The 22051-nt window shown below is 27.6% G+C and carries 23 protein-coding genes; all 23 read right to left on the bottom strand.

Going from position 1 to position 22051, the window contains the following annotated elements:
• Window positions 1-123: 123 nt before the first annotated feature.
• On the bottom strand, window positions 124-1587 hold the full coding sequence (locus CW731_RS05735) for a TlpA disulfide reductase family protein (protein ID WP_198519854.1): 1464 nt from the start codon (window positions 1585-1587) through the stop codon (window positions 124-126).
• A gap of 157 nt (window positions 1588-1744) precedes the next feature.
• Window positions 1745-2383, bottom strand: coding sequence for a hypothetical protein (locus CW731_RS05730; protein WP_198519853.1), 639 nt, complete (start codon window positions 2381-2383; stop codon window positions 1745-1747).
• Window positions 2384-2546: 163 nt separating this feature from the next.
• Entirely contained in the window at window positions 2547-3038 is a 492-nt protein-coding gene (locus CW731_RS05725) for a phosphoribosylaminoimidazolesuccinocarboxamide synthase (RefSeq protein ID WP_100945821.1), read from the bottom strand.
• Entirely contained in the window at window positions 3038-3340 is a 303-nt protein-coding gene (locus CW731_RS05720; RefSeq protein WP_157812197.1) for a hypothetical protein, read from the bottom strand. Before CW731_RS05720 ends, CW731_RS05725 begins: the two co-directional genes overlap by 1 nt.
• A gap of 827 nt (window positions 3341-4167) precedes the next feature.
• Window positions 4168-4377: a hypothetical protein gene (locus CW731_RS05715; protein WP_100945819.1), complete on the bottom strand. Its 210-nt coding sequence runs from the start codon at window positions 4375-4377 to the stop codon at window positions 4168-4170.
• A 31-nt stretch (window positions 4378-4408) separates the two neighbouring features.
• Window positions 4409-4948 carry a hypothetical protein gene (locus CW731_RS05710; protein WP_100945818.1) on the bottom strand — a complete coding sequence of 180 codons (540 nt, stop codon included), beginning with the start codon at window positions 4946-4948 and terminating at the stop codon, window positions 4409-4411.
• Between the two features lie 58 nt (window positions 4949-5006).
• Window positions 5007-5882 (bottom strand): IS3 family transposase, encoded by an 876-nt coding sequence (locus tag CW731_RS05705; protein WP_157812244.1) that lies wholly within the window; start codon window positions 5880-5882, stop codon window positions 5007-5009.
• Window positions 5882-6253 carry a transposase gene (locus CW731_RS05700; RefSeq protein ID WP_100945294.1) on the bottom strand — a complete coding sequence of 124 codons (372 nt, stop codon included), beginning with the start codon at window positions 6251-6253 and terminating at the stop codon, window positions 5882-5884. Before CW731_RS05700 ends, CW731_RS05705 begins: the two co-directional genes overlap by 1 nt.
• Window positions 6254-6439: 186 nt before the next feature.
• Window positions 6440-7471 carry a helix-turn-helix domain-containing protein gene (locus CW731_RS05695; protein ID WP_100945817.1) on the bottom strand — a complete coding sequence of 344 codons (1032 nt, stop codon included), beginning with the start codon at window positions 7469-7471 and terminating at the stop codon, window positions 6440-6442.
• A gap of 154 nt (window positions 7472-7625) precedes the next feature.
• The gene (locus CW731_RS05690) at window positions 7626-8276 is read right to left on the bottom strand and encodes a hypothetical protein (RefSeq protein WP_100945816.1); all 651 of its coding nucleotides are present in this window, start codon (window positions 8274-8276) and stop codon (window positions 7626-7628) included.
• Window positions 8266-8718 (bottom strand): hypothetical protein, encoded by a 453-nt coding sequence (locus CW731_RS05685; protein ID WP_100945815.1) that lies wholly within the window; start codon window positions 8716-8718, stop codon window positions 8266-8268. Before CW731_RS05685 ends, CW731_RS05690 begins: the two co-directional genes overlap by 11 nt.
• Window positions 8719-9437: 719 nt before the next feature.
• The gene (locus tag CW731_RS05680; RefSeq protein WP_100945814.1) at window positions 9438-10421 is read right to left on the bottom strand and encodes a hypothetical protein; all 984 of its coding nucleotides are present in this window, start codon (window positions 10419-10421) and stop codon (window positions 9438-9440) included.
• A gap of 1825 nt (window positions 10422-12246) precedes the next feature.
• Entirely contained in the window at window positions 12247-13353 is a 1107-nt protein-coding gene (locus tag CW731_RS05675; RefSeq protein ID WP_100945813.1) for a serine hydrolase, read from the bottom strand.
• A 184-nt stretch (window positions 13354-13537) separates the two neighbouring features.
• Entirely contained in the window at window positions 13538-13915 is a 378-nt protein-coding gene (locus CW731_RS05670; RefSeq protein ID WP_100945812.1) for a type II toxin-antitoxin system HigA family antitoxin, read from the bottom strand.
• A 15-nt stretch (window positions 13916-13930) separates the two neighbouring features.
• Window positions 13931-14227, bottom strand: a complete 297-nt coding sequence (locus CW731_RS05665; protein ID WP_058885311.1) for a type II toxin-antitoxin system HigB family toxin — start codon at window positions 14225-14227, stop codon at window positions 13931-13933.
• Window positions 14228-15783: 1556 nt separating this feature from the next.
• Entirely contained in the window at window positions 15784-16605 is an 822-nt protein-coding gene (locus CW731_RS05660) for a hypothetical protein (protein WP_100945811.1), read from the bottom strand.
• Between the two features lie 148 nt (window positions 16606-16753).
• Window positions 16754-17848 carry a hypothetical protein gene (locus CW731_RS05655; protein WP_100945810.1) on the bottom strand — a complete coding sequence of 365 codons (1095 nt, stop codon included), beginning with the start codon at window positions 17846-17848 and terminating at the stop codon, window positions 16754-16756.
• A 750-nt stretch (window positions 17849-18598) separates the two neighbouring features.
• Window positions 18599-19315 (bottom strand): hypothetical protein, encoded by a 717-nt coding sequence (locus CW731_RS05650; protein ID WP_100945809.1) that lies wholly within the window; start codon window positions 19313-19315, stop codon window positions 18599-18601.
• Entirely contained in the window at window positions 19312-19938 is a 627-nt protein-coding gene (locus tag CW731_RS05645) for a hypothetical protein (protein WP_100945808.1), read from the bottom strand. Before CW731_RS05645 ends, CW731_RS05650 begins: the two co-directional genes overlap by 4 nt.
• A 130-nt stretch (window positions 19939-20068) precedes the next feature.
• A complete protein-coding gene (locus tag CW731_RS05640; RefSeq protein WP_157812245.1) occupies window positions 20069-20920 on the bottom strand; it encodes an IS3 family transposase in 852 nt (283 codons plus the stop codon).
• The gene (locus tag CW731_RS05635; RefSeq protein ID WP_100945806.1) at window positions 20920-21291 is read right to left on the bottom strand and encodes a transposase; all 372 of its coding nucleotides are present in this window, start codon (window positions 21289-21291) and stop codon (window positions 20920-20922) included. Before CW731_RS05635 ends, CW731_RS05640 begins: the two co-directional genes overlap by 1 nt.
• 189 nt (window positions 21292-21480) lie before the next feature.
• Window positions 21481-21765, bottom strand: a complete 285-nt coding sequence (locus CW731_RS05630) for a helix-turn-helix domain-containing protein (RefSeq protein WP_100945805.1) — start codon at window positions 21763-21765, stop codon at window positions 21481-21483.
• Window positions 21766-21767: 2 nt separating this feature from the next.
• The gene (locus CW731_RS15765) at window positions 21768-21941 is read right to left on the bottom strand and encodes a type II toxin-antitoxin system RelE/ParE family toxin (RefSeq protein ID WP_232734749.1); all 174 of its coding nucleotides are present in this window, start codon (window positions 21939-21941) and stop codon (window positions 21768-21770) included.
• Between the last annotated feature and the right edge of the window lie 110 nt (window positions 21942-22051).

Here is a 22051-nt window from a genome sequence, read left to right as displayed (position 1 = left end):
GGTTAGTTGCGTGTTTCAGCAACTAATTTAGTAAACAAAAACGAATGCGAGAAAATTCCGAAGGAATTTTCCAAATAAGCACTTGCCAAAGAAATTAATTATACACGGTGTTATGTGCAGTATTTATTTTTCAGCTAGCTTGTTTTTTATTATTTCTTCGAACTCATTTATTGATGAGGAAACTAATAAAATTTTTCCTTTATCATCAATCGCAATGTAGCTCGGTAATGATTTGATTTCAAAACTCTTTGCAAAATGACTATCAAATGCCTCAGTACCAGCATACAGTTTTAAGCCATTTAAATTTAGTTTATCCAAAGCGTTATCCCATTTGCTTCTATCACTATCTAAAGATACCGTTAAGAATGCAAGTTTATCCTCATTTGAGTTACCCTCAATTAACTTATTCCACTTAGGAAATGATGATATACAAGGTCCACACCAACTTGCCCAAACATCAATAAATATTATTTTGTTTGCAAAGTCAGAAGATTTATGTTTTTCTCCATCAACATTTTCCAACTCAAAATCTGGTGCTATTTTTCCAATCGCAAACTTTGACATTGAATTTTCTACTTGTTTTAATTGATTCTCGACAATTTCCAAATTATTTTGAGTTTCTTGGTTCTTTAAGCTGTTTATTACTTTTTGGAACTTATTTATGTTTATACTGGCTTTAAAAATCTTAGCAGACGATATAAGGTGATTTACAAAAACAATCTTTTGTAATTGGTTTGTTTCGCTATTTTTATATAATTTATCAATTGCCTCAAAACCCTTATTTAGATAAAGTTCGTAGGATGATAAATCACTATACGGATTTTCGTATCTAACAATGCTCATTATTGCATCGTTTATGAAGTTAACATACTCTCTATTTGCAAATAAATTTTTATCCAAAAGATTTACTTTATCCGAGTAAGTCAAAATCTCATCCGATTTACCATAGAATTTTAATTTTTTAACAATATCAGGTTTCTTACCACTCATACGATAATATAAGTTTGAATAGATTAAAGAACTTTTCTGTGATGTTATAAATTTTTCTTGGCTCTGTATATTCGAGTTGGCAAAATATTTTTCTAAATAACTTATTCTCAAATCCGTTATGCTGTCTTGAATTAAATAATAATCTATGTCAGCCGTGTTTCTTGTCGCAAGCACAGAGTGTTTGTCTGACATATTTTTTTCTGTTTTTATCCAATATTTTTGTTGGTCAATATAATACTTGGTAAAATCAGCTTGTTTCCCGATAATCTTTATTGAATCGGGTTCTAACAAGTTTAAATCAATTTTGATTGAAGTTGTTAATTCTTTAGGTATTAAGAGTCTTAAAGGCTTTTGTCCGTTGAATAAAAATAAGCCATCAGATTTTAGAATATTACTTTCAAAACTAAAATCACCATTTCCATCGATTTTAATTGTGTCTATAACAGTTGATAGTCCAATTCCAGTTGAATCTTTTGCAAATAGAGCATAATCATTTGTATTATTTGAAACTGTTCCAGAAATCTGAATTTTTTCTGGTTTTTCTTGACAAGCAGATAGCAAACAAGCACAAATAAAAAAAATAATAAAGTTTTTCACAGGTAGGTTTTTATTGCACATAACGTGTTTGTGTATGATTTGTGGCGTGTTTAAGCACCTAATTTAATAAATAAAAACCGAATAGAAAATCCGCGAGGATTTTCGTAAGTAGGCGAGAACTAGCCATTAATTATACACGGTGTTGCCCACAGTTATTTTATTCCGATTTTATTAATTCCGTTAATTTTTTTTCAATTTCGTAACCTTTAATTCCTAACAAATTTTCAAAATATTCTTTTATCTCGATTTCGTTTAAATTATAGGTTTCTTTTAGTCCGTTTATAATCGTTAATAAATATTGCTCACTCGGTGGATTTATCTCTTCTGTCAGGTCTTTTTCATTCGTAAATGTGAAAATTGGATTCCCATTTTGCTCGCCCAAATAAAGTAAATTCCCATACCAAGATTTTTCTTCAATAATAAGAGAACCTTTTTCTTTTGCTTTCTTAAAATCAATGAGTAATTCTCCTTTATGATTAGTTTCTTGTTTTACAATTTCAACGTACTGTTCAGTTGTGATTAAGTACATTCTTCCGAAAGTCTGAATCTTATCGTTGAATTCGGTATTTATAAATCCGACACCACAAGAATCCCAACTTTTAGATTTTTTCGCAAAATAAAGTTCGCTATTTATGTAAACTTCCTCTTTTTCCTGTGGTAAAGTTTTATCTGAACAACCTTTATAAGTTTTCTTTGAGCCTTTTGGTTGTCCACCAAGAATGTAACAATGGAATCGACTTTCCAAAATGTTTGAACCATAACTGGCATACCAAACTTGTTTTATTTCCTCTGACATTCGGTTTCGTTTAATTGTGGGCAACGTTGTTGTATATGGTTTGTTGCGTGTTTCAAGCAACTAATTTAGTAAATAATTACCGACCAAGAAAGTCCGCGAGGACTTTCGCAAGTAAGCAAAAAGCCAGCAATAAATTATATACGGTGTTGGCATTTCGTTATTTTTATTCGTTTATTAATTTCTCTTCTTTCATTAATTCTATTGCTCTTTCAGTTTCTTTTTCTCCGTTTGACATTGAACCTGGAAGCATTATCAGTCTTTTCTTAATTTTTCCGTTTTCTTCTTCAAAGAGAATCTCAAATCGAGAGCGAGTTATTCCGAAAGTAGCTTTCTTAAATTTCACACTTTTAATTTTAGTTCTTTCAATTATTGGTGTTGCTGAATTCTTCAGACTTGTAAATATTCCATAAATTAGAAATAAGCTAACTATTAAATAAATTACTGATATAGGAACTTGTCCTTTTTGAAAACTATTAAAAGCCGAATAAAGCAGGAATGTAGAAAGTCCGCTATAAATTATCAAAATTCGAGTTATGTTTTTTCCAACAGTAACTTTTGCAACATTTCCAATTATTCCGTCTCTTGTTAGAATAATTTTATTAGGTAAAATATGGCAAAATCCTGTTTTAGTTTTAAATGTTTTTTCGTTCTCCATTATTCATTTATATAAACCCAAAATTTTTCCATTTCATTATTTTCGTATGCTAATATAAGTTTCATTAAATCATCTGATAATTCTTGATTAAGAATTTCAATTCCTAAATCTGGTCTAAAAGTCCAAATCCAAGAAATAATTTCTTCAATAAGTGGTGGTTCGTTATCTGGACAAAATTCAATTGAGTTCTCATTAACGCCAATTGTGTTCGCAAATAAAACTCCAACTGCTGAAATTCGTTCATCCAATTTGTCAAATTCAATGATTTCAGAGAATAGAACTTCCTTTGGTACTAATTTCAATATGTTATCTAATTCAATTTTCATTTTTCTGTCTAATGAATGCCAACGTGTTTTTGTATGGAAATTTGCGTTTTATATGAACGGCATTTTTCCGCAGGAAAAATAGAGTTTATAAAAAAGAACAAACTTGTGATTAAGCCAAATTAAGCAATTTTTTATACAAGGTGTTGCAAAATGCGGGTTTAATTTTCAATTTTATGTTTTCAATTTTCACCTTTCTTTTTTTTGAGTTTAAGAGTAAATTCCGCCAAGATTTTAATTTCTCAATTTATTCAGTTTCTCTATTTTAGTTTTTTCGTGCTTTCAGCCGCATTTAATTCCGAAAGCGAGTAAACCTTTTTGTTTGTTCTCTAAATCTCTCAGCCTTTCTGAAATTGTGTTTGAGAGTTAATTCCAACAACATTTATTCAACACTTTGCTTAATTCCTTAATTCTCTTTTCAAACAGTAAATAAGTTTCAAGTTTTCACTAATTTTCAAACTAGTTAAATTTGACCAATTTTTTCAACGTTCTGAAACACTAATTATTAATACAATTCTTTCAGAATTTTCCAATCTCGAGAGAGTGTTCCGCAGCATTTTTTTCAAACTTTTTTCCGCCTTTTGAGTTTTCTAACTTGTAAAATAAAATATATTTTAAAATAACTTTTGTTCTTAAATTATACTTTCAGCCAGTTTTTTGCAACGTTGTTGTATAAGCTTTGTTGTGTGTTTTAAGCAGTGAATTTAGTAAATAAAACACAAACCAAGAAAAACCGCGAGGTTTTTCGCAAGTAGGCAAAAAGCCAGCAATAAAGTTTATACGGTGTTATATGCAGTTTTTTTTAGTCATTTTGTTTTTCCTAATATTTCTTGGTCATAATCATATTTCAGTTCATCTGGAAAATTTCCATTTTCAACTTTGATGAAATAGACATAAAACCTTTCAAATAAATCTTCAATTTTTTTATTCAGAGGTACGGTTCCGTATTTATTTTTTTCCGCATATTCTTCTATTAATTTAGAAGTTATACCATTTGGAAGACCAGAAATAAACAATTCAGATATATTTAAGTTTTCATAAAATTTTTTAAAAATTATGTTGAAAGACTATATTTACTGAATACGTATTAACTAAAGAATTCAAATTCAAATTTGGATTTATTCCAATTCCGAAATTCTCTTTTGTATAAAAAATTAGTTTTACTCTTAATGGAAAACCAATAGTTGATTCTTTATTTGTTTTGAAGTCAGTTGAATAATTTTTGACACTATAATTAAAATATCCTAATCCTAAATGTCCTTCTAATTTTAACCAATCATTCAATTCAAATTCTCTTCCATAAGTTGCATTTAATTGATTATAATGCTCTCTACCATCATACAAGTTGAATTTAAAGTCCTTATTCAGATATAAAGAAAAAATGTGTTTATTTAGATTAACTGATAAATCTAAATTTACAGTAAATCCAGCAGTAGAAGTGTCAGAAATGTCAGTATTATCAGATGATAAACCAGATAAACCAATACCTAAACTCGTAGATTTCAATTGCAATTTATTTTCCTGTGCAAGAGTGGAATTATAATAAAATAAAGTAATTATTATAATACTCAAAGTCATTTTTTTCATAGAACCTCATTTTTTTTAAATGTCTTGTCCTGAAATATGGCTACAGGTTAAAATTGAATTAAGCTGATAATTTATATACCATATTTGGTGTTTTATAATCTAAAGATAAGTGTAATCTTATTTCGTTGTATAAATTAATTGCATTTTTTGCGGCTCTCTTAGCGTGAGCCACGTTATCAAAGGTTTGGTCGAGATAAAATTCATCTTTTAAAATACCATTTACACGTTCAGCCATGGCGTTTTCGTAACAATGATTTTCTTCAGTCATACTGATATCTATTTTCTTTCTTTTTAATATTTGAGTGTATAGATTACTGCAATATTGTATTCCTCTGTCTGAATGATGAATAAGCCCATTAATACTTCGACTAGGCTCAGTACAAGTTTTTTTAGCTTTATAAATCGCCTTATTTAATGCTCTCACACATCCTTTTAATTCCAGGCTATCACTAAGGTCGTAACCAACAATTTTTCTAGAATACATATCAGTTATTAAAGCTAAGTAACAAAAGCCTTTAATTGTTCTGATGTAAGTTATATCACTTACCCAAACTTGATTAGGTTTTGTAATTTCTAAGTCTTTTATAATATTATTATATTTATAAAATCGATGATATGAGTTTGTTGTTCTGGCACTAGTTTTCCTTCTAAGTGTTAGCATTTGGTGTTTTCTAAGGACATTAAATAAAGTATCTCTACCAACTTTAATATTTACTTTATTAAAATCTATATCTAAAGATTTAGTAAGCTTACGCACCCCTTCTCTAGGAAGAGATTTGCGTCTTTTTCTAACAATATTTATAATCTGTTGTTCTAGTATTAAACGTTTATCAGCTCTAGATTTGTATTTATAATACGCATCACGTTTAAGTCCAAAACAATGGGTTATAGTCGTTAAAGACGCAAATCTCTTAGATTTCTCTTTAGCTTTTATTAAGGCTTTATACTTAACTTTTTTTTTAGTTCAGCAATAGATTTATAGCCGAGGTCTTCTGCAGCTACTTCTAAATAGGATTCTTCTACCATAGCATCGAGATCCTTTTTAAGTAGTAGTTTTTTAAGCTGTTCAATCTCTTTTTGAAGCGCTTTAATTCTAGATATTTCGTCTTTTGTTTCCACTTTTACTCTGGTGTTCATTAAGTCTTTACGATTGTACTTTTTAATCCACACATTTACTGTTGTAGGTGCAATTGAGTAGAGTTTACAAAGTTCGCTCTTTGTGTGTTTTCCGATTGTAAGTTCGGCTAAAATTTTTAATTTAAAAGGTTCTGAATACCGTCTAATTACTTTGTCATTTCTATACATAATGTTTAAAATTATGTAGCCTTATTTCAGGACGGGTCAAAATTGCATATAACGTTTTTATATATGGTTTGTTGCGTATTTGGAGCAACTAATTTAGTAAATAAAAACGGAATAGAAAATCCCCTAAGGATTTTCGTAAGTAGATAAGTACTAGCAATAAATTATATATGTTGTTGTAGCCAGTTTTTATATTCTCATTAATATATCAATTGCTTTTTGTCTTATATTTCTGTATAAAGAATTAAAATTGTCAGGAAATGTATAAATATATAAATCATGTTTTTTTTTCATTCCAAGTAGCAGTTTTGTATCAGATTTTATTGTCGCATATGAATTTGGGCTTTCAATAAGTCTTTCTAATGAACTTTCAATTTCAATAATTGGATAATGCATTAGAATTTTACTTTCAAAAAAATCTTTATTATTTTCCATTTCTTTAACAACTAAATTGACAGTTGATTTAACAAAAGAATATGGATTAATATCAATTTTATTATAAGAAATAAATACTTTTTGGTTACGATATTCAGAGTCTTGATTACGTAATGAATCTATTCCTTGAATTTCGGCTAAACAAAAACTTTTAAGTTTGTCAAGCTTATATCTTTTAGATAAAGAAAATAAGTCTGATATTATTACAGAAAGTTTTTGTTCACATTTTGTAAGTTCTCTTATGTAGTTTGATATTTCGTCATTTAAAGAGTTTAATTCTTCTTTTTTAGGCAATGATTTAAGCCAGTCATTAATTCTTATTGAATCATAAGTGTTCGCCTCTGTATTAGATGTACCATTTCGGTAGTATGCTTTCCCTGATTCCAAACCTTTAAGGTCTTTTACTATTGGAACAATTGGTGTTTCATATTTTTCAATTGGAAATTCAAGAATACCAAACTGTTTTTTGTCATACTTTATCGTGTAAAATGAAAATATTGGTCTAGGAAAGACTTTGTCTTTTATTTTATCTTGAAGAATAGCGTCATCTATTTTATCTATTATTCCTATAACTTCTATTTCTCCATCATTTAATTCCTGAATTCCAAAAATTATAAATGATGTTTCCGTTCTAATAGTATTTGAAAATGAAATTACGTCTTTGACAAATTTTGATGTTGCAGATTTGTCTTTGTCCTTTTTGAAGTTATAAAATTCTCTTTTGAAGTCCAAAACTGAACTTTCATTTTTACTAATTAGGTTTTCAAATTGGTTTTTCGTAATCATTTTTTAAATTGGCTACAACGTTGTTGTATATGGTTTGTTGCGTGTTTTAAGCAACTAATTTAGTAAATAATTACTGACAAAGAAAGTCCGCGAGGACTTTCGTAAGTAAGCAAGAAGCCAGCAATAAATTATATACGGTGTTGTACATAGTACTTTATTCCGATTTTTTTATTATACATTCCAATTTGTTTTTACAATTAGTCCAAATTTCATCTTCCCAATTTTTTTCAATTAGTTCCTTTTTATATTCTATTAAAAATTCTTTCAAATTAATTAAAAAAAGTGTTGCATTTATTTTCCTCTCCTCTTTTTCATAAAGTTTACCTTCTCTTGTTATTTTAAAATTGGAGTAAGTTTCCCCTTGATGTAGCAAGGCATTTCTGATATTGGTGTAAAATTTATCTTGTTGAAATATTTTTAAATCATTGTTGTAAGAAAAACATTTTTTAAAAAAAACATCAAAACTCTGTATTCCACTTATGTTCTCGGTTTTATCAATACCTTGAATGAATGAAGATATAGTTTCAATCATCACACAAGAGCTTACTAAAATTAAAAACCCACTTTTAAATTCTGTTTCAAAAACCTTTTTTATTACTTTTTTTTTGTCTTTTTGATAAATTTTTTTTTTGTTATCTGAGTATTCAAAAACTTTAATAAATCTATAATAGAAACGTTTATAGATTAATTCAGCTATTTCTTTCTTTTTTTTCTCTTTAATTAATTCTTCAAGTTCTGTCATAGAATAATTAATAAGAATTCCTTTTTTTGTATAAAATCTTAAAAATGAAGTGTTATTTTTCATTAAATAGAGAGAATTGATATGTTAAATGTTTTCCTTCTTGATCGTAATCTTCTACAGGATTATAAGAATAGATAGCTAAATAATTATGAATTCGATATACATTCATTGATTCGTTCAAGTTAATCTTTCTCTTATAAGAATACTTCCAGCTATTAAAATCAATTATTTTTTTTATTTTTTCTAATATTTTTCTATTACCTGTTGAAAAGTTTATAAGTTCAATATTTTCATAAACATTAAATTGAATTAAAATAGAAACTTCTTCTTTGAAAAATAAAGAATAAAAGGTTTCATTATTAGCTTCTTTTATGAAGTTAAAGCCATTGTCTTTCATTATCTTTAATAATTTCACTTTTCCTTTTACTAAATCATTACCTAGTGGTAATTGAGCATAAGTGTTTTGACTTAAAATTATAGAAAGTATAATAAAAAAATGTTTCATAAGGTTATTTTTTTTGGTATTATGTACAACGTTGTTGTGTTATGGAAAGTTGCGATTTTTATGAACGGCTATTTTCCGCAGGAAAATTGAAGTGAGTAAAAATGCAACTGCCTTCGGTTAAGCTAAAAATAAGCAATTTTTTATACACGGTGTTACCAAAAGTAGTTTTTTTATTTTCCAATTTTTCTTATTATTTTCTAAATTCAGCGTTCGAGTGAAAATTCCGCCAATATTTTAATTCCACATCTTGCTCAATTCCGCAATTTTGGTTTTTCAGCGTTTGAGTGTTTTCTTACATGCTTAATTCCGCCAATAATTTTTACTTTTTTTTTTGATTTTAAAGAAATTCTCAGCCTTTCTGAGTTTTCGTTTTAAAGATAATTTTACACAGATTTTACTCCGCATTTTGCTCAATTCCACACTGCTCAGTTTTTACTTTTTATTTTTCTAAATTCTCAAAAATGTAAACAAAATTCTTTCAGAATTTTCCAATCTTCAGAGAGTGTTCCGCAATTTTAAATTCTTTTTTTTAGCTTTTAAATGCTATTTTAAATTCAGGATTTGAGTGATTGAGCTATTTTTGGTAACGTTGTTGTATATGGTTTGTTGCGTGTTTCAAGCAACTAATTTAGTAAATAATTACCGACCAAGAAAGTCCGCGAGGACTTTCGCAAGTAGGCAAGAAGCCAGCAATAAATTATATACGGTGTTGTGTGTAGTTATTTTAATCGTTCAACATTGGTTAAATATTTTTTACAAAGTCTTTTTTCTCTTGTATCGAAAAGAGCTTTTTTTATTGCATATGTTCCTCCAAGTCCAAGACCAACTGCTCCTAATGTTTCTTTTGCGTATTCTGCTGATAATGCTTGTGGATTATTAATTAACATATAAGTCGCTAATGATATTGAAGCAAGTCCAGTTCCCATAAGAACTATTTCTCTTGTTAGTTCAGAGTAAATATCATTAAAACTATTTATAAATTGTCTTTCTGAAACTCCGTTTCCAATTGACTCTTCCAAAAGATTAATTTGATTGTTAAATGCAGTAATTCTATCTCTATTTTGATTTCTAAATTCAATTAACCTGTCAAATCCAATTTCTGAAATATTTGCAGGTACAAGTAAATTTATTATTCCTTTCATAAACTTATTTCTGTTTCTTATTCCAGGATTATAAACTTTTGAGAAATTAGAATAATTATCAAATTCAACATTGTCAGTTATTATTGAGCCATTTCTTTCATATGAAATTTCTTGGGCTAAATGAGTCATAAACAAAAAAGCCAATTCTTTAGGCAAAATTAAACCTTCTCCATTTCTTCTCCCAATTCTTTCTCTTTCACAAAACTCTCCAAATTGATAAGAGAATTTCTCTGAAAAAATTTGATATGTCCAATTTCTTTCATTTCTCCAACTTCTCTCAATATTAATTCGATTCATTAATGGACCTCTTCCGTACGGATTTTGTAAGAATTTTTGAGCTTCCTCAATTGATTTAATTGAAGCTCTTTCTCCTTGTTGAAATTCAGGTGAATACATTTCGACCAAATCAGTTTCATTTAATAATCTTCTGTATTCGTCCGAAATCAAATTTTGTCTGCCATATGGCACAATACTCTCAAATTTTTCCAAATAAAGAATTGAAAACTTTAGCCATTCAGTATTTGGCGGTTCTAAATTCGGATAGTATATAAATTTCTTCATATGGTTTCTCTAATTACACACAACGGTTTTGTGTTATGGAAAGTTGCGATTTTTATGCACGGCTATTTTCCGTAGGAAAATTGAAGTGCATAAAAATGGAACTAACTTTTTACAAGCTAAAAATAAGCAATTTTTTATACACGTTGTTGCCTAAAGTTGTTTTTTTATTTTTCCGAATTTGCTTATTATTTTCGAGATTTAGCGTTCGAGTGAAAATTCCGCCACTATTTTTAATTCTACAATTGTTAAATTCCGCTATTTTGGTTTTTCAGCGTTTGAGTGTTTTCTCACGTGTTTAATTCCGCAAACAATTTTAAATATTGTTTGATTCTCAGAAAATTCTCAGTCTTTCAAAATTTTACACTTGTGAGATAATTCCGCAAAGTTTTTATTCCGCATTTTGCTCAATTCCGTAATGCTTTTTTCATTTTTCTCCAACTTTCTCAACTTTCCAACATTGAGAGAGTCTCTAACATTTAAAATTCAAGAGTTTTATTCGCTAATTTTTTCAGGAATTTGAGTGATCTGGACAATTTTTGGCAACGTTTGGTATATGATTTGTTGCGTATTTCGAGCAACTAATTTAGTAAATAAAAACGGAATAGAAAATCCGCCAAGGATTTTCGTAAGTTTGTAAATCACCAGCAATAATTTATATACGGTGTTGTATTTAGCGGTTTTGAGTTCTAAATAATCTTTCTACTTGAAATTTTATTCCGCTCTTTTTTCCCGCTTCAAAGCTCAATATTTTTTCCACTTTCAATACTCAAATTCCCTATTTCCTTTTCTGCTTTAAATTCCGCTGTTGTGCTAAAATCTTTTCTCTCCACAGTTTTTTTCCGGCTCAAATTTTACTTTTAAATGATTCTTTAATTTTCCTGTTTTATTCAATTTTCAGATTTCCGCCGTTGTGTTAAAATCTTTTCTTTCCACAGATTTTTTTCCCGCTTTAAATGAATCTTTAATTTTTCATTCTATTTCTAAACTAGTCTTAAATGATTTTTAACGGTACAATTTTCTCTTAAAATGGAGGAGAAGATATTTTCATTTTTAGTTTTTGAGTATTTCTTTTCGGCGTGTAATTATGTCAATTTACTTTTTAGAACTCCAAAATACAAATTAGGAATTTCTGGCTGAAATTCCGCCGTTAAATACAACGTTGTTGTGTTATGGAAAGTTGCGATTTTTATGAACGGCTATTTTCCGCAGGAAAATTGAAGTGAGTAAAAATGCAACTGCCTTCGGTTAAGCTAAAAATAAGCAATTTTTTATACACGGTGTTACCAAAAGTAGTTTTTTTATTTTCCAATTTTTCTTATTATTTTCTAAATTCAGCGTTAGAGTGAAAATTCCGCCAATATTTTAATTCCACATCTTGCTCAATTCCGCAATTTTGGTTTTTCAGCGTTTGAGTGTTTTCTTACATGCTTAATTCCGCCAATAATTTTTACTTTTTTTTTTGATTTTAAAGAAATTCTCAGCCTTTCTGAGTTTTCGTTTTAAAGATAATTTTACACAGATTTTACTCCGCATTTTGCTCAATTCCACACTGCTCAGTTTTTACTTTTTATTTTTCTAAATTCTCAAAAATGTAAACAAAATTCTTTCAGAATTTTCCAATCTTCAGAGAGTGTTCCGCAATTTTAAATGCTATTTTAAATTCAGGATTTGAATGATTGAGCTATTTTTGGTAACGTTGTTGTGTATGATTAGTTGCATGTTTTAAGCACTAAAGTTAGCAAATAAAACACAGATAGAAAGTCTGGCAGGACTTTCGTAAATTGGCTAAAACCAAGCAATTAATTATACACGGTGTTGGCAATAGTTATTTTATATTTCCAATTATCTTATCAAAAAATAAATTTGATGAATTGTCTAAAAGCACGAAACTTGTTTTCTTTTTAGTATTTCTAATAAAATAAGTATTCGCTGCTAACCAGGCTCCATTGTGCATAACTACATCTTCATTTATAATTACCCAACCAAACCCATAATTTGATTTTTCTCCATTATTTAGTATTGGTCTTTTAAAAGCTTCTTTTAGATTTTCACTATTAATGAGTTTATTTTCGTACCAAAACTTATCCCATATCACAAAATCATTTAAACTACTAAAAACGCCACCATCGCCTGCGACTCCATCTATAAATGTAGGTTTAATTTCTCGAATTTCTCCAGCTAAATTTTCAAAACCATCAGTTTTTCCTTTGAACGTTTTATCTTCTGAAATTAGATTCCAAACTCTGGTGTCATTCATTCCTAGCGGAATGAAAATATTATTCGTCATAAAGTTCTCAAAAGATTGATTTGAAACTAATTCAATTATCCTTGCTAAAGCTATGTAGTTTGTATTTGAATACTCGTATTTGTCGTTTGGCTCAAAATTAGCTTTGGGTTTATTCTCAATTATAAGGTTAATTGCTTTTTCATTTGTTAAAATTCCAATTTTACCTTTAGCTTTTTCTGCTAAATCTAAATATGAATCAGATATTCCCGAAGTTTGATTTAATAAGTTTCTAATTGTAACATTATGATACGGGAAATTTGAAATATATTTTGAAACTAAATCGTCGTAATTAATCTGTTCTTTTTCTTTTAAGAGCATTATTCCAATTGCAGTAAACTGTTTTGATATTGAAGCAAGTCGAAATGACGAATTAATATTTAGTTTTTCAGTTTTTTTGGAATTAGTGAAGCCATATGTTTTTGCCAATGTTGGCTTTCCATTTTTCGCTATTAGAATTCCGCCATTAAATTTTCTTTCAGAATTTAGTTTTTCTAACCAATTATCAATCAAAACAATTTTTTCTTTTTCGCTTGAATTTTTAGGGATATTTAATTCAGGGACTTGAAGAAAAAAAACAAAAAACCAGACAAAAAATCCGATAACTATTATTCCAATTCCGAGTATAATATAAAGTACTACTTTCATATTTTATTTTCCATTTTTCTTGTATTCCGCAATTTTCATCTTAATTATTGCCAACGTTATTGTATATGGTTTGTTGCGTTTTTGAAGCACTAAATTTAGTAAATAAAAACGGAATAGAAAATCCCTAAGGATTTTCGTAAGTAGGCGAGTACTAGCAATAAATTATATACGGTGTTACCCTTTGTTATTTTTCAGTTCGTAAAAGGTTATAATTATTTACTAATACAGAAGCAGATATGTTTAAAAGACGTTCTAATTCTCGTATCATTTCTACTGTTAGTTTTTTCTTTTTATTTAATATTTCAGATACTCTACTTTTTCCACCAATTACTCCAATTAAATCTTTTTGCTTAAGATTCATTTCTTCCATTCTAATTTTGATAGCTTCAATTGGGTCGGGAGCTTCAATAGCGTAGTGTTTATTTTCATAATTTTCAATTAATAAAGATAATATTTCAGCTTCATCTCCTTTTTTTGAATTAGCATCTGCATCAAATATTAACTCAAGTCTTTCAATAGCTTTGTCGTAATCTTGTTCTGTTTTGATAGGTTTAATGTTCATAATTCGATGTTTTTATTAAATAGTGTCAGCGTTAATTTTGTCATATTCAGCATGAGTTCCAATAAACCTAATAAAAGCCCATTGTCTAACATAGTTGAATTTTACAATAAGTCGATATGAGTTTCCTTTAATATTAAAAACAACTCTACTATCTTTCAAAATACTTGCATTAATATAAGTTTCCTTAACTTCATTTGGAGAGTTCCAATTAGAATTTTTAGCAGTTTCGTACCAAGTTTTTAAATATTGTTCAGATTCTGCATGTTTTTCCCAAAATTCACGTAAAGTTTTTTTTGCTATTATTCGCTTCATATTTTATTATCTGTTGCAAATATAAATAAAATGTTCTCATTATACGAACTTTTCGTCTTTTTTTAATAAAGGGTAACGGATTTGTATATGATTTGTTGCGTGATTCTGGACTAAATTTAGTAAAAAAAATCGGAATAGAAAATCCCCCAAGGGATTTTCGTATGTAGGCGAAAACCAGCAATTAATTATATACGTTGTTAGTTTTTCGTTGCGAAACATTTTTATAAGCACGTTTTTTTTGCGTTTCTAAGTTTTTCAAGAATTTAAAATTCAAGATTTGTTTATGTTTTATTTTTTCTTTAAAATTCTAAACATTCTTTTTTAGATTCACGTAAAACAGGTTTTTTTACGAGTTTAAAATTCAAAATTTGTTATATTTCATTAAACTTTTTCTTTAAAATTCTAAACATTCTTTTTTGGATTTACGTAAAACAGCGATTTTTCACGAGTTTAAAGATTTTCAATTTGTTTATTTTTTTCTGAACTTTTTCTTTAAAATTCTAAAGTTTATTTTTTAGATTCAAGCAAAACAACATTTTTTCACGAGTTTATAAATTCATGATTTATTCATTTTAATTATTTAAATATTCTCGATAATTCTCTTTTTTCTTTAATATTCTCATTTTTTCTGAGCAATGAAAACTAACAGAACTTTTATGAAAGTTGCGGTTTTGTAATTGCGAGGATTTTCCAACGGAAAATCAGTTTATTTATAAAACGCAACGAACTTTTAGTTAAGCACTAATTTGAAAATCAATTTTTATAAACGGTGTTGGCAAATGCGTATTTTAATTTCAACTTAATTTTTCTATAATTTTCTACTTCTTCTTAAATTATTTTCCTTTTTATAAGATACAGTTCTAAATTTTTCTTTAAAAGTGTTTAATTTTTACTTTGGGATTTTGCTCCAATTTTTCACAAGAGTTAAAATCCCACAATTTTTCAATTCCGCAAACAACTAAATTCAGAACTTGAGTAAGAATTCCAGTATTTTACTAAATTCCGCAATTTTGGTTTTTAGCGTTTGAGTAAATTCTTGTTATTAAAATTCTAATACTTTCCATTTTTACAAATTTTAACGAGCGACTACTTTTTTCAATATTCTAAAATTTTGTTTTTCGACGTAATAAGATTAAATAATTTTCAATTTCAAATTTTAAGTAAAAACCTTCTTTAAATAACTTCAGGTTTGGCGACTTTAACCATTTTGCCAACGTGTTTGAATTTTGTTCTGAATTTAAGCAAAAGGAAAATAATCCATAAAATTCCGAAAAATAAATAAAACAAGCAACTATTCAGACTTTAAAATTCTGTTCTAAGAAATAATGTTTAATCAATAAATTTTGATTCTTATAGTTTTACAGCTTTCTTTTTAAATTCGCTAGATAAGTTTTATAAGTTTGGTTTTAATGCACTACAACGTTGTTGTGTAAGATTAGTTGCGTGTTTCAAGCAACTAATTTACTAGATTAAACACGAACGGCGAAATTCCGAAGGAATTTCCCAAGTGAGCTAAAACTAGCAATTAATTTTACACGGTGTTGTACACTGTAATTTTATTTTATAGAATCTTTCACATATATTATTTTTTCAAAATACGTTTTTGACGTCAAACTATCTATTCCATTTTCAAAATTCCCATTTGCATATTCAAGCATATAACCTCTTATTGTTTTTTCTCCTGAACTTTCAAAATAGTAACCAAATGTTGTAAAATATTTTTGTTCAACATCTTTAAACCATTTTTGATTTACTTTATCTATTGTTAAATTATAAAAAGTATCTAATTTAACTTCAGTTTCATTTGAAAAGTCAGCATTGAAATTATTTTTTGACTGTCCAATTATAACCATTAATTGCGAATTCTTTTCACTTATCATAGGTGAACCTAAATAAGCAATAGCTTTCATTGATTCATTAAATTCAACAGTGTCTTTTCTAAAATGAATAACATTATAATTTGTAGAACGAATTCCCAAAGTATCATTGATAAATTCCTTCTGTTTGAAAATTGAATCTTGATTTCTCCAACTTATGGTATCTCCTTTTTTATTCAGAAACCAAACTCTATTAATTCTTGAATGTTTGTTAATCACAAACCATTCTCTAATTTCTCGTAATTCTCCGCTTTTTGAGTATAAATTCCAAATTCCAAATGGTTTTCCGTTTTTTCTACTTTTCCCTTTTTTGAAAACATTTCCATTTTTATAGTAATAAAATACACTGTCAAATTCAGGTTTCTTAACTAACTTCCTATAAACTTGATTTGGTTCTGATTTATAAAACTCGAGAGTTTCATTAGTCAATTTTTCAGTCTTTTTATTTGTACAAGATGAAATTGTAAAAGTTGAAAATAATATTAGAAGTAGGTTTTTCATTTATAGTGTACAACGTTGTTGTATATGGTTTGTTGCGTGTTTCAAGCAACTAATTTAGTAAATAATTACGGACAAAGAAAGTCCGCGAGGACTTTCGTAAGTAGGCGAGAAGCCAGCAATAAATTATATACGGTGTTGCCAGTAGTTTTTATCTTTTATTTGATGATAATTGAATTATTAAATCTTTCAATTTGTTGAAGTCTTCTGATTTTATACTTGAATCTTTTTTCAGGACTTCATTAATTTCATTTATGTTATCTTCAAAAAACGTTTTCTTTTTATTTTCAAAAACATCTTTTAAGTCATTAATTTTTTTCTTCCTTCCTTCATATTCTATAGGATATTGTTTTTTATCAACGTTTTCAATTTCTTTTTCTTGTAATTTAATTTCAGAACTTTCTTTTTCATATTGTTTAAATTCGGATGCAAGTTCTACTTCCTTAAACCTTATCCAGTCACTTATTAGAAAACCCATATATTTTTTTTGAAGAATTTCTCTAATTTTATTATCTGAAAGGTCTTTTAGATAAATTTCGTATTCTACATTTTCTAAATCTTTTGAAAAAATATCTTCCTTATAGCTTTCAGTGATTTTTTCTGAAATAGCAATAATTGAAAATATTAATAAACATAAAAGTACCAAATTAGTTTTGTCAGAAATGTCTAAGTTAGATAATAGATATATTGAAATTACTACTACTAAAAGCGAAATTAAAAAAATAACTTTTGACATTATATCATTATCATCGGTCTTATTTATAGCTTTATATAAATCCGTTTTTTTTGAAAATAGAACTATAAATAAGAAGAATAAATTAAAACCAGTTAAAGTAAATAAAATATATTCAAGTGTATTATATACAAAACTATTTGACTCGTAGTCTTTCCAAAGAACTATAATTGCTGGAATTATTGTTGAAAGAAAAATTCCAGATATGATAATGCTTAAGAAATAAGTTTCTTTGTTTTTCGAAACTTTTAGAATTCTAACAGAAGAAGTGTTTTTAAATGAAGTTATAAAACTAAAATAGATAAAGTATAATGCCAACGAAATACAAAATGAATACCAGCAAAGTTTAGTTAAGTTATATGTCTCTATGTTTTTGAAATTTATTATTCCAATTAAATCAATAATTTTGAATATTATTATTATAATTAAAGAATATAAAACATAATTTGTTATTCCTGTTGCTTTTTTTCTTTGTAGGTTTCTATCATTTAATTTTGTAATGTATTCTCTCATTTTTGTCGATTCTTCAAATTACTGGCAACGAGTTTGTTTATGGAAAGTTGCGGTTTTGTGTGCGAGGATTTTCCAACGGAAAATCAGAAGTACATAAAAACGCAACGAACTTTTAGTTAAGCACTAATTTAGCAATTTTTTATAAACGGTGTTGGCAAATGCGTATTTTAATTTCCGCTTAATTTTTTCTATAATTTTCTACTTCTTCTTAAAATATTTTCCTTTTTTTATAAGATACAGTTCTAAATTTTTCTTTTAAAAGTGTTTAATTTTTTACTTTGGGATTTTGCTCCAATTTTTCACAAGAGTAAAAATTCCACAATTTGTTCAATTCCGCAAACTTGCTAAATTCAGAACTTGAGTAAGAATTCCAGTATTTTACTAAATTCCGCAATTTTGTTTTTTCAGCGTTTGAGTAAATTCTTGTTATTAAAATTCTAATACTTTCCCCTTTTTACAAATTTTAACGAGCGAGAGAGTTTTCAATATTCTAAATTTTTATTTTTTCGACGTAATAATATTAAAGAATTTTGAATCAGAAATTTTAAGCAAAACCTTTATTTAAATAACTTATGTTTTTCTGGCGACTTTCAACCAGTTTTTGCCAACGTGTTTGTGTAAGCTTTGTTGCGTTGGTTTAGCAGTAAAGTCACTAAATAATTACTGACCAAGAAAGTCCGCGAGGACTTTCCCAAGTAAGCAATAAGTAAGCAATAAAGTTTATACGGTGTTGGCAATAGTTATTTGATTCTAAATTTTAATTGAATTTTCATTAATAAAATCAGCTATTACTTCTGAAATTTGATCAAGTAATTCTTTTGAAGCTCCATTTGTCAATTGTCTTGTATGAATTACTAATTTTGGATTTTTACTTTTAGAATAATGAATCCACATTTTATCTGATTTTGCACAATCTATTTTTTTGTCATATTCAACATTAAATAATTCGCAGACTTCTCCTTCGTAGGTTTCAATATAGTTATTATCAGTTGCAGTTATTAAAACTATTGGAAATTTTTGAATAAATTCACTTTTCCAAAAATGTTCTTTCCTTTTTTTTAATTCAAATTTAAAACCATCAAGCTGTTTAGCTTCATTTGTAGTTGGTGCAACTAAATTACTTAATTCAGTTGTAAATACATTTTCTACAAATGTTATTTCGTAATCTTCTTTTTTGGGTTTTGTTTTTTCTAATTTGGCAATTATTTGATTATATACTTTTTCATACTTTTGCCAAGTATGATTGTGGTTTCTTACGTTTTTCTCTACTGGAACAAAGCGCTTTGAGTAATCATTTGTTTTTTCTTTCCAAGAGTTTGCGCTACCGTGAGTAATTGTTGTTCCAATTGGAACGCCAGCTTCTTTTCCTATAAACAATATTTTAGCATTTGGATTTCCTAATCCAACATATTGATTTTTTTTAATACTGTTTTCAATTAATTCTTCAAATTCTTTTGAGTAATTCATTTATAATTTTTTAATTCGTTATTTTTTAATATTAATAAATTGTTTATTATTTTTCCTTGACTGTCAAATATAGATTTAGTGCAATGTTTGCATTTGTTAGGTTTTGGTTCAGAATTATGAAGAATAATTAAATTAAACTCATTGCATTTTGGGCAACTAAACTGATAATAAACAACTTCTTTTGTTTTTATATATCCTCTCAAATCAAATTTTAAGTCATTTAAGTCGTCATTTTCTAAATCTTCAAATTTTTTAGAATTTACAATAATTTTTGTTTTTTCTAAATTTATATAACTTGAATATTTGTTGCTTTTCCATTTTTCTTGTTCTTGAATTTTCACTTTAAACAAATGTTCTATTTCTCTATGTTTAATGTTTTCGCCATAATTAAATATGATAATATTAAATTCTTTAATTAATTCAGAAATCTCACTTTTTTTCTTATTAAATTCTGTTTCTTTTATTATTGAAAAATTTTCTGTAAATTTTATTTTTCTTGAAATTAAGTAGTATATTTTATCGTGAAATATTTGATATTTTTCATTTCTTAAATTTTCGTTTTCAGAATTTTCTACAATTAAAATTTTATTATTTAAATTTTCTCCTTTTTTAGTTAAGTTCATTTTCTACATTTTCAAACAAATCTAAAATTTAAAGAATTAAGGCCAAAGCTGAAAGAAGACTTTTTAAATTCAGCCGTATTTTCGTTTTTAATGTCTAGTCCTGAAATATGGCTACAGGTTAAAATTGAATTTAGGCTGATAATTGATATACCATATTAGGTGTTTTATAGTCTAAAGATAAGTGTAATCTTATTTCGTTGTATAAATTAATTGCATTTTTTGCAGCTCTCTTTGCGTGACTCACGTTATCAAAGGTTTGGTCGAGATAAAATTCATCTTTTAAAATTCCATTTACTCTTTCTGCCATTGCGTTTTCGTAACAATGATTTTCTTCGGTCATACTAATCTCTATCTTTTTTCTTTTGAGTATTTGTGTGTATAGATTACTACAATACTGTATTCCTCTGTCTGAATGATGAATAAGTTGTTTAATGTTTTTAGCTTGATAAATAGCCTTATTAAGAGCTCTTAGACATCCTTTTAACTCCAAACTATCACTTAGGTCGTAACCTACTATTTTTCTAGAATGCATATCAGTTATTAAAGCCAAATAGCAAAACCCTTTTACGGTTCTAATGTATGTGATGTCAGATACCCAAACTTGGTTATTTCTAGTAACTTCCAGGTCTTTTATGATGTTGTTATATTTATAAAAACGATGATAAGAGTTCGTAGTTCTAGCACTTGTTTTTCTTCTAAGTGTTAACATTTTATGCTTTCTAAGCACATAAAATAAAGTATCTCTACCAACTTTAATATTAGCTTTATTAAAATCTACATTTAAGGATTTCACGAGTTTTCTTACACCTTCTCTAGGAAGGGATTTGCGTCTTTTTTTAACGATGTTAATAATCTGTTGTTCTAGTTTTAAACGTTTATCAGCTCTAGATTTGTATTTATAATACGCGTCACGCTTATGTCCAAAACAATGGGTTATAGTTTTTAAAGAAGCAAATCCCTTAGATTTCTCTTTAGCTTTAATTAAGGCTTTATACTTAACTTTTTTTTTAGTTCAGCGATAGATTTATATCCTAAATCTTCAGCAGCTACTTCAAGATAGGATTCTTCTACCATAGCATCGAGATCTTTTTTTAGGAGTAGTTTTTTAAGCTGTTCAACCTCTTTTTGAAGTGCTTTAATTCTAGATATTTCGTCTTTAGTTTCCACTTTTACTCTGGTATTCATTAAGTCTTTACGATTGTACTTTTTAATCCACACATTTACTGTTGTAGGAGCAATAGAGTAGAGTTTACAAAGTTCGCTCTTTGTGTGTTTTCCGATGGCAAGTTCGGCTAATATTTTTAATTTAAAAGGTTCACTGTAACGTCTAATTACTTTGTCATTTCTGTACATAATGTTTAATATTATGTAGCCTTATTTCAGGACGGGTCATAATTATTGCCAACGTTTTTGTATATGGTTTGTTGCGTGTTTCAAGCAACTAATTTAGTAAATAAAAACGGAATAGAAAATCCCTAAGGATTTTCGTAAGTAGGCTAGAACTAGCAATAAATTATATACGGTGTTGTGTTTTCGTACTTTTTATTCAGCTGTTAATTTAATTGATAATCCTAAAGCATTGGCAAGAAGTGCAAAGTTAGATAATCGAATATCTTCTCCATTTTCAATTCGAGAGATATATGGTCTTTTTTTCCCCACTTTTTCAGCCAAATTATCTTGAGTCATATGCAATTCTTTTCTTCTATTTTTTATTATTTCACCAAAATAATAAGAAAAAGCATTTTCTCTAAATTCTTCACGTTCTTTAGAGCCTTCTTTTCCGTATCGTTTAGCTATTAATTCTTTTGCGTTTATTGATTTTCCCATAATTACTTTTCTTTTAGATAATTTTCTAATATTTTTTCTGCTTGTTTGATAGCTTTTTTATAATCTTTAGTTCCTTTTTTCTGAAAACCACATAAGCAGACAGCTTTTGTTGATTCATTAAAATTTAGATGGTCGATAGCAAAGATTACAACTCGATATTCATTTCCTGCTTTTATACGTAATTCATAAAATTTTGTTGATTGTAATTTTTTTAGAAAATTAGAATTAACAATTTTATTTCTCCAATAACTTCAATTAGCTGGAAGAATTTTAGTTCAACCTTTTT

Origin of the sequence: Polaribacter sp. ALD11 (assembly GCF_002831685.1) — a bacterium.
In the GTDB taxonomy this organism is placed as follows: Bacteria; Bacteroidota; Bacteroidia; order Flavobacteriales; family Flavobacteriaceae; genus Polaribacter.
This window is presented reverse-complemented; position numbering and strand designations above follow the sequence as displayed.